We start from the raw sequence: 7,974 nt of genomic DNA on the forward strand, positions 1-7,974 counted from the left end.
CAGGGATTACTCTTTAAACAGTAAACTTTAACTAGGTTTAACAACATCAAGTAGTCAACCGATTTCAGGAAATGACAACTTGAGAACACCGTTCGAATGGTTGAGAGAATTCACTCTTTCAATTTTTGAACAATTGATTGCATATCTAAAATCGTGACCTAGTCGATCTTTAACATATGTAATCTGTTCTTTGTATGACTTACCATCTTCACGGGGTTTGATCTCATCTAAAATGGAACAGATTTTGTTAACAATAAACAAATTGGTTCTCTCGGACTTCCCTCCTATATTGTACGTCTCGCCAACTATTCCTTTAGTTAAAACTTCGTAAATGGCTTCGCAGTGATCTTCAACGTGGAGCCAATCCCGAATATTTTCTCCTGTTCCATAAATAGGAAGTTTTTTCCCGTAATAGCGTTCAAAGTCATTAATGGAATTAATTTTTCTGGGAACTGACGTGGCCCATAATTGTTTGAACAGTTAGTGATCACTGTTGGTAACCCATATGTCTGAACAAAATGATCGCTGGAAGCTTTTGAAGCAGAATAAGGACTGTTGGGAGCAAATGGAGTCTCCTCTGTAAAGGCAGAATCGTCCAATTTTAATGTTCCGAAAACCTCGTCTGTTGAAATATGATGAAATCTAAATTTATCTTTTTTCTCAATAGCGCGGTTTTCCCACCATTCTTTTACTGTACGAAGCAGTATTTCTGTCCCAAGTACATTTGTGCGAACGAAAATATCCGGATCAACAATGGATCTGTCTACGTGACTTTCTGCTGCAAAATTTACCACTGCATCAGGTAGGAATTCCTCGAGCAATTTCTTGACAAGTTCAGCGTCGCCAATATCGCCTCGAACAAAAGTGTAATTAGGATTATCTGAAACCTCACTCAGATTTTTAATATTGCCAGAATATGTGAGTTTATCAAGATTAATAACAAAATCGCCTGCTTTAACTCGCTGTAAAACGAAACAAGAACCAATAAAACCGGCTCCCCCCGTAACTAAAAATTTCATTTTCTCAACTACCTAAAATTGATTCTTGAAATGACATGTTTTAACAAGGGAATTATCCCAACCACTCGGCTAGACAGATAAAATCTTCTGTATAAAAAAATAATTAAAGAAGTGTTTAGGATTTTTAATTTATAAGATTTGTCTGCAGTATCCATACTAGCCAGAACTTTTCGAACACTCGCTCTAAATTTTTTTACGTCATTAAAATATGAGGGAATTTTTTTACGATTATTTTGACTGTTTCTATGAATACGCCAATGTGTTAAATGTTTTTTTAAAGCAAAAACTTTTTCAAATTGAAATAGCTGTATCCACAGATACCAGTCCAGCCATTTCTCAACTGGCGTATTCCAATCAAGGCCCAGAAGAATCTCCCTCTTGGCCATTACACAAGAAAACGTTGGAATTATATTTTCTCTCAAGATTTCACATGACAGTGCTTTGGGATTATTAGAATTTTCGTGTATTTTGTTTAGAACTCTGTGAGCATAGGCAGTTTGCCAAGTTATGTCGCAATTACTCTCGGCCTCTAAAATAATTCCGTTAACAATACAGGAATAACCTTCCAGAAAAGGTAGTTTGTCTTCAATGTAAGTCCGTTCAAGCCAATCATCAGCCTCAAGAAAAACAATCCATTCTCCTGTTGACATCGACAGACCCAGCCGGAGAGTTGAAATTAAGCCCCGATTTGCATTTTTGGGATGAGTGAAAACAGAAATCCGTCCATCCCGTCTGGCATACTTTTTAGCTATAGATAGTGAATCATCGGAAGATCCATCATCAATGATGATGAGCTCGAAGTGTGGATAAGTTTGAGCAAGAACACTTTCAATTGCGTTGCATAAGTAATGGCAATAGTTAAAGCTAGCTATAACTATTGAAATTTTGTTTATGTTAACTTTATTGAGTCCGTTCATAGGGAATAAAACGTTTTTAATTCGTTAATTTTATTAGACCTGCCAATAAATCATTAAAAGACCTTCTGAGTCTACTGAGTAGCCTACATTAAATAAGTTTTTCGGGAAAGAAGAACTGCTGTTATTAAATTCTGTCAATCAGAGCGATAGGATAACGAGCATCTCGTATGTTGAAACTGTGGAAAGCGCAGAGCCTGTCCATGCTACTTACGAGGAGGAGATTGTCCAGACAACGCAAGCACGAAGATATTTTACGCACATATGAAAAGGGACGACACTTCAGAAAATAGTAGAGTTAACGAAAGCGAAAGCAAGGGGAATTATCGTCGTCTGCATCTTGTAATACAAAACTGAGAGCATTCAAAGACCTGTAAGATGTAAGTCCAAGGAGTCAAGAAATAGCAGTAATTCCGCGTGTACATTAATGTCCGGCTACGTTACAAAGAACAGTTATCCAAAGAACGTTGCGTTAAGGAAAATACAATAGAAAACAGCCGCACTTGTTGTCCGCAATGTAAAACCTAAATCTCTGGGCTTAGTTCACATTCGCCCCATCACTGAAAATTATCGTTTGACAACGAGATGGAACTGAAACGACAAAAAAAGCCTTCGAGAGGAAGAGAGTATACAAAGTGTCCACTCCGAGGATTACGAAAGAATTATAGTTAGGAAAGGATGCAGTTTGTCTCTGTATTTTTTCTTTGGAATTTAAGTGCTCACAGTGATGATTACCCTATCAAAGATGCAAATAATTCTCAAATTTGTCATGCAATAGCCCATAACCAAAAAAAAGTCGTCTAAAGGTAACATCAAAAATTTAGACAATGATAGCTGTTAGCTGGCTCTGCGTTTTTTCTTCGAAGCCGGGTACTCCCAGCAATCTAAAGAACAACCGACCACGTTTTGTATCACCGCTTCTTTGTGTATCGGACACTCCCTCACTTTTTAGGTTAGTTAACTCTATGCAGTCGAACCAATCAATTAAGCTTTGCATCGACTGCTTATCCAACCACTTGAGTAGCTCTGCTCTTTGCTCCCTTTCCTTTTGTGCAAGACTTCTGTCAGCCAGATTTGACTGCAGCTTCTCTTTGAGTTCTTTAATTTTCATGTGAAGGAAGCATTGATATCCAAGCCCTACAAATTGGCAGAACATTCGCCCTTTCAGGGTATCACCATCCCAAACGCGAGTTCGCATGCCGTCCAAGCGATTCTTCGTATCTTTGAAGGCTTCCTCGATCTTTTCCCGCAAACGATAATTCCTCAAGGCCTCGAAGCAGTCTCCCGCTTTATTGGAGACAAGCGCAAAGTAGCCATAATCTCTTCTGGCTTGTGCATACGCATCTTCGTTTATGGTAACTTTGAGCTTTCCGCCTCTGCCAAGACGGCTTATCTTGAGATACTTATCCGCCTTCCTTTGAGCAGTTTCACTCAGATCATCCCACAGGCCCATCTCGATGTCATTTTTTAATGTCATGAGATCCGTCGCCAGCCGCTTCTCATCCTCTCCGACCCTCTGACGGTTCAGATAAAGATGCAGGTATAGGCGTCTGGTTTCGCTGACAGAATCTCCTTTGGCCGCATTGCCTCTGTTACGCTGCCTCTGATATGTGAACTCTACATTGACCGGAACCGTAATCCCATGGATATTAAAGTCCCAAGGGCAGAGGCTTGAGGCAGTTTCCAAGCCGGATTTATTTTCCTGAAGATAACGGTTAACCCAAGTGAGATCTATGGAGACCGCCGTTAAGAATTTAATGTGCTTGCGAAGCATTTGTCCTATATTGTTCTGGCTGTAATACCCCTTGTCAGTAACAATTTTGGCCTTGGAAATGTTTAAAAAGGAGAGCTTCTTCAGCGCGTTTTCTATACCGGATACGTCAGCTAAATTTCCCGGCTCTCGAGCAAAAGCAATAGGCTGATGCGTGGCTAAATCAAACAGGGTGATAAGCTTAACTGTATCCAAGCCGTCGCCGGCTTTGTTAAAGCCCTGACGTGTTTCTTTAATGTGTCGGGAGTAGGAAGAGATTGTGGAAGAGTCAAAGGCGATGGCGTCCCCTTTATGACAACGGTCGGCTCTTGCGCGGAAATAGTTTTGAACGATGTCTTCACTTAATCCGAGATGCTCAAACAAATCATGATAAACATCTTTTGAAATAGGACCTGCATAAGGGGTGGGATGGAGAAACTGCCACTTCTGCATTCTTTGCAGCCTGTCACCCTGATTCGCTAACCAAAACTGAGCGATGGTGTCGACTTTTTGAGTCGCTTCCCTTATCCATACACCCGAGTAAATCTTCTGTAATTCCGCTTTGTTCGCCTACCCATCGCAGAAGCACGGAAGCTCCAACTCTAGAGCGAGTAGCGGAAACAGATTCGGCAGCATCGGACTTTTTGCGTTTTGGCCTTGTAGGTACGATTTCTCCGTCGGGTGAACCGGCAGGAATTTTACCAAGCAGCTTTCTGGAGATTTCCTTCGTCTTTCTGGTCTCAGGAAGGTAAATAGTTTTCCTTTCCCAGACGTAAATATCACCGTTTTCCCTCTTTTGCTTCCAATTAGAGGTAGAAGTTTTTCCCGTAATTGGCTTAGACATAGTAAAAATACACTCTAGACATACCTACTCTAATACACATATTTTAAAATGTCAGAAAAATCCTATATTTTTCAATAGGATTAAGAAAAAACAAGATTCCGTTCAAGATGTATTTATTGGACGATGTTTAGGTCCATAAGTACTCTAGACAGATATGTGGTTTGGCTTTGTGTGGTGAGGCGTTTACACTCGCCAATGATAGTCCTCACTCGCCTGAAGGCAGTAAAGGAATAGCGTTCGCAGACATAAAAAACACAGGGGGAGTAAGTAAAAAGGCTTGGGACAGATGCCCTAACCTTTTTAGGGTATTATCAAACTTACGAATCTCTTCTTTTAAGTAATATAACCTTGATGTTTGGATACTAGTGTTTTAAACCTGCCAGACTATTGTGATTTATTTCTAGATTCCCTTATTCGAACTGCTAGGTTCTTTGAGTCTTTTATGTTATCTATCTCTGGGGAATCGAATACCTTTTCTAAAAAACTTAAATCTTGGTCATTACAATACAGACAAAAATTCTTGGCCAATTGCAACCAAAGTTCCATGGTGAAAAATAATTTTTCTTCATAGCCATAAGTAGCTATAAAATCTTCACAATAAGAAAGGATACCTTTTAGTATTTCTGGGTAGATTTCGCTTCTTATTCCCACTTCTTGACCATATACAGGACTTCCGTTCTCTAATATATCTGTTATCGGTTTTTCAGGAGATGAAATCAACAACTCACTAAGTTTTAAAGCAAGATCATCCTGAAAATCAAATCGCCTATTAGAGAACGTTTCAAAAATTAAGCTTTCATTTTCTTTGAAACTTCCGGTAAAAAAGCCGGTAACTATTTTGCTACCAAGAGCCCACTTTGCATATCTTAGAGAGGAAAACAATCCGGTCGTCATATCTACAACGGCCACTGACTCAGCTTCCCTAGTTTTTTTAACGAGATGCGAAACAAAAGATTGCTTAGACTTCGAGGACCATTTTTTAAGCTCTTTATGATACTTACTATATAAGAGCTGATTTGTTTCAAAGGAATTTGTTGGTTTTCCTTTACCTGTTTCTTTATAAAACAAATTTAGCAAGCTATAGAGATATCCGGGGTCTTTAGCGTAATCTAAGGACGCTCTTAAACCCACAGCTCTAGAAACGTAACCATATTCAGAGATAATACTTTTTTTATCTTTATTAAAAAATTTGTCATATACGGCCTTCAGAGCAAAACCATCTCGTGAGATAAAAAGAAGTTCATCAACATGATTTTTTTTCGCCTCTTTGTCTATAAAGGATACGTAGGAGAGTGCGAGGGGACCCCCGTATGTATAACCTAGATATTCCCAATATGAGCAATGGGTATTTTGCGCAGTGAACCTTTGAGAAATCAGAGCAGAATGAGCGGATGACGCGATGCTTGCATTATTCATGAAAAACATCCTCCGAGCAATATTACTTGGAGAGCTCAAATAGCTCTCTGCATACTTTAAAACTCTATAGGCCCTTAACCCTAGCTTTCTAGGGACTTCACAATCGGCAACCTGATTATCTCCAAAATGAATAATTGAGTTCTTGTCGCACCGCAATTCCTTTAATGCATGCAAAAATAACGACCCTGACCCCTTGGTTTTCCGCTCATCTCCGCTGACGAAAACTCTACGAATTTTATCGAAGCCATTTTTCCTTAGCACTTTCATCAAAAAAGATTCTGGGAGATACATGTCCGAGATGCAAACAATATCCTTACCGGCCTTCACGGCATCGGAATAAATCTTTACGCCTTGTTCGCTTGGGCGAAGGAGAAATTCCTCAGTAGCAAGTTCCACATTGATTAAATCTCTAAATTTAGGTTTTATTTCTTTATAAATTTCTTCAATCTGGATGTCTTCCTCTAAACTTTTTTTCCTCGCTCTTTTTTCTGCATTAACTCTTTCTAGAGCAAATCCTTCTCGCTTATAGCGGTATTCTATGAATAAAAAAACATCGGTGGGTGCTATAAAAGGTCTAATTAACAAGGTATCAAAAATGTCAAAAGAAACCACTTCCGAATCACCTATCGCATACGTAGCCTCTCTGGCAAGAGGATCGAATAACAAATTTGCAAAGGACTGCGACGCTTCATGACCAATCCCCCTTCGCTCAAGGTCTTTAACAATTACCACCCCAAAATCAGAATATCTATCACGTATATAATTCAAAGAATCTGTACCACTTTCCTTAAGATCAGAAGCAAAAGCACCTGTCAACGCTTTGATTTTTATAAAAGGAAAATCATCCTTCAAAAGAGACAACGGCCAGACTGTAGCATTTTGGTTGCCCGCTAGATAAGATCTTGCGTTATTAGTCGCATATGATTTAAACAAAACTCCTGATTTGAATTTTTTTGTAAGTTTCGCTGTTAATGTTCTTTCATATTTGTAGACTGCATCATGAAAAGAAAGAGAATTGCCGATTGATTCAAAAAAATCATTAAATTCTTTTGAATCAAAGACTTCTCTTTTAAAGACGAGAAAAAAAGATAATATGTGATAGTCGGTGTCGTAACTATCCAACAACCCCCAAAAGTCTGAATCTAAAGCCTCTTTAGATGCAAAGTAATTAGAAAGTGGTATGAACGGTCCGTAAACGGAATCATTTACTAATGTCAGGCTTTGGAACTTAGCGATAGACTTATTCTTTCTTAGATATTCAAGTCCCCTTTTCCATGAGCCAAAGTCATAAGTGTTGTGCCGTCCAAAAATTGCAACATCGACGACATTTTCAATTTTCTTAATCTCTTCAGTGCTGCTTAATTCATTATCAGCAACGAGAATAATAAAAATTGAAACTTTCCTTAGTTCTTCAACGTATTTCACAACATAATCGGGAATGATTCCTTGGTTGCTATACGTTGCCATGATGACACAATTACCCTCAAGTCCTTTCGATGCACATACTGCGACATCTTCTTGTGCCCCTGCAATATTGGCGTCTTTTCTCCAAATATACTCAGACCTGCCAAGATGGCAGAGTTTGTTACTCTTTGCTTTTCTATAAAGAAAATATAGTGAATTTAAAGATAAATTTGCGAGTTTGGAATTGACTGTTGACCTGTGCAGGAATTTTTTTAATGCTTCAACCGTGTCGTCCCTGAAACAGAAATTCCTTTTTATCTTTGATGTAAGCTCATCCATTCTAACTCTTATTGATACAATTTAATTCATGTTAAATCCGGCTGGCAGATTTTACCTCAATTTGTTAAGTCACATGAATTAGGGGCTATTCTTGCTAAGCAAACGCGATTTTGAGAGCAGTAAAACAACACGATTTTGAGAGTAAAAAATTTATCAAATATTGAAGGTAAAAAATTGAGTTAACTTAACATTACCTTTCGATTGTCGTTTAGGATGGGGTATGCTGCGGAGCGTAGCGAAGCGGCATACCCCATCCTAAAAAATTATTTCTCAGCGCTTACCTCCTCT

At 38.8% G+C, this 7,974-nt stretch carries 2 protein-coding genes and 2 pseudogenes; all 4 read right to left on the reverse strand.

Features of this window, described 5'->3' with window-relative positions; translation table 11 throughout:
- Positions 1-114: 114 nt before the first annotated feature.
- Positions 115-1,019, reverse strand: a pseudogene (gene rfbB / locus E5987_RS12040) (dTDP-glucose 4,6-dehydratase); the annotation flags it as partial.
- Between the two features lie 8 nt (positions 1,020-1,027).
- Positions 1,028-1,936, reverse strand: coding sequence for a glycosyltransferase family 2 protein (locus tag E5987_RS12045; RefSeq protein WP_160336324.1), 909 nt, complete (start codon positions 1,934-1,936; stop codon positions 1,028-1,030).
- An 817-nt stretch (positions 1,937-2,753) separates the two neighbouring features.
- Positions 2,754-4,527: pseudogene (locus tag E5987_RS12050) on the reverse strand (IS1634 family transposase).
- A 384-nt stretch (positions 4,528-4,911) separates the two neighbouring features.
- The gene (locus E5987_RS12055; protein ID WP_160336326.1) at positions 4,912-7,686 is read right to left on the reverse strand and encodes a rhamnan synthesis F family protein; all 2,775 of its coding nucleotides are present in this window, start codon (positions 7,684-7,686) and stop codon (positions 4,912-4,914) included.
- Positions 7,687-7,974: the final 288 nt, after the last annotated feature.

This window comes from Parasutterella muris (assembly GCF_009767915.1).
Lineage (GTDB): Bacteria > Pseudomonadota > Gammaproteobacteria > Burkholderiales > Burkholderiaceae_F > Parasutterella > Parasutterella muris.